Consider the following 2,271-nt stretch of genomic DNA (forward strand, 5'->3'; position numbering starts at 1 on the left):
TACGAAAACGTGCTGCTGGGTATTACCAAGGCATCGCTGTCGACCGACTCGTTCATCTCGGCCGCATCGTTCCAGGAAACCACCCGCGTGCTGACCGAAGCGGCGATCATGGGCAAGCGCGACGGTCTGCGCGGCCTGAAGGAAAACGTCATCGTCCGCCGCCTGATCCCGGGCGGTACGGGTCTCGCCTTCCACCGCGCCCGCAAGGAGAAAGAAGCGTGGGAAGCGGAAGAGCGCCAGGCGCTGCTGCAGCAGGAGAAGACCAATATGGCTGCCGAGCTGCAGGCGATGGAAGACCAGCAGCAGGCTGCTTCGCTGGAACAGCATCACGGCGACGGCGAGTGATTGCTGCAGCCCTAGCTTAAACAGCAAATGAAAACGGCACCTCGAGGGGTGCCGTTTTTCATTGTTCTGATAGACTAAAACGTCAGTTATATTTATTTCTTAGTGCGTTATTTCCTGATCGTCTAATAGCACGGGTGACGGCTACTTATCGAATTAAGTTGACTTCACGCCAAATTTCGTCTTCTGATAGTGTGAGCTCTGACCTAATTTTGTTGAGTCTGTCCGTAAAACGCCTGACAGGTGAATAAATCCATCCATCGTCACCTTTGCGTTTGGTGACGATGCCCTCGCGCATTAGTATCTTGATAATGCTCTCAACGAGTTTCGGGTCAAATTTTTGTCCATACCCTCCCTTCAACAAGGACGCCTCTTCTCGTCCACCACCGGGTTGAAAAAATATCTTATGGATTATCGATAGGAAGAGTTTTTGTTGTGGGTTAAGTAAGCTCTCCTTGATTCTTGAAGCATTAGATATCCTTTCAAACTCCAAAACTTCTGCATTGCGAATCCACCGCGGGAGCCCATCCTTTCCAGAAACTCCAGCGACATGCAGAAGAATGCAATCAGCAAGGACGAACCCGTCTTCGTCTCTGATTGGTGTTGCATCCAAAACAATCATGGCAATTTCAGACTCTTTTAGGGTCAGATTTCTTAGGCTTCTAGTACTGAGATTTAGTAAGGGGATAAAGGAGCCAATTAATTGCAAGTTTTGGAAATCTAAAGGGGAGTCCCCAAACACAGTCAATAGGGATACTATTTCACCAAGCTTTTTCGTATTTTTGCTATTTCCATACTTTCTCAAATACGAAAAACACAACCTTTCAAGGTCATAAATAAATACAGCTTGGGCAGCGTGGAAAATGCCTAAAGGGCCTAGTGATTGTACCCATTGCGTTTCGCTAGACTCTTCGAACATTGTTGCTATATCCGCAACCAGTGATTCGGCACGGAGAATGTCCAAAACATTTGAGTCCAAAAACTGGCGATCGGGAGATTCTGGCTCAATTCTTCCTAATGTACACATTCTAGAAAGCAGTTGCCTCCCGTTTTGATCTGGTACGGAGCCAACTATGGAATGATACGCACTGTCAATGTCACTTGGAGAAAGACGGCCGTTCTTAAATTTGGAATATCTTGTTTTGGATGCAAGCCCGAGAAGAATTAGATGGATAGTATTTGCAGAGATCGAATTGGCAACGCCTTTGGACTCACGAACGCATACTGCATTAATGAACATGCCCCAAAACTCGAATTGACCATGCTCTCTAGTTAAAATTCGAGTCACCTCTTTTAAATCAAGCTCTACAAGTATCTGAAAGACAAGCGGCTTTCTTGGCAGCCACTTTGGAATCGGTGTCTTAACGCCAAAAGATGTCAGATACTTTTTGCCTTCTTCTTCAGAGAAAAACTCTGGTGCTTCCATGCATGTTACAGAGCGCGTTGAGGCTAAGCCTAGGCTTTCAAGCATTTCAACAGTGCCATCGAAGAAATGGGAACGACCGGTAATAAGTATTCCAGTCTTGCCGCGTTCGATTAGGTCTCTTACTCCTTGTGCAGCACGGCGTCGGATGCTTTTCCTATCTTCGATTCTTGTGTCATGTATTTGCGTGCCGATTTCATCAAACCCATCGAGCAGAAGAACTAAATTGCCAGAATTAAGTAAGCGCATGACATTGTCAATGGACGCACCTGCGCCAATATTGCCTAAGTGTCCAGCTAAAATTTCAAGTGCGCTTGAACTACTCCAGTGATCGCGCAAGTTAATCGCCAAGGGGAATGCGCCGGATTCTCGAATCTTATTCTTAAGGATTCCGTATACTTCTTTTACACATCTACTCTTTCCAGTGCCATAGTCTCCAGTTAAGACAATATTCTCTCCGTTCTGAAGTTTTCGCGCTATATCTTCAATGCTATATGTTTTTTCTC

At 46.1% G+C, this 2,271-nt stretch carries 2 protein-coding genes; one reads left to right on the forward strand and one right to left on the reverse strand.

Annotated elements, in window-relative coordinates:
• On the forward strand, window positions 1–345 hold a 345-nt coding region (locus AC1DYX_RS30470; RefSeq protein WP_477265857.1), incomplete at its 5' end, for a hypothetical protein.
• A 145-nt stretch (window positions 346–490) separates the two neighbouring features.
• Here the strand turns inward: AC1DYX_RS30470 and AC1DYX_RS30475 are convergent.
• A partial coding sequence (locus tag AC1DYX_RS30475; RefSeq protein WP_477265859.1) for a hypothetical protein occupies window positions 491–2,271 on the reverse strand: 1,781 nt, incomplete at its 5' end.

This window comes from Massilia sp. P2_C2 (assembly GCF_056404615.1).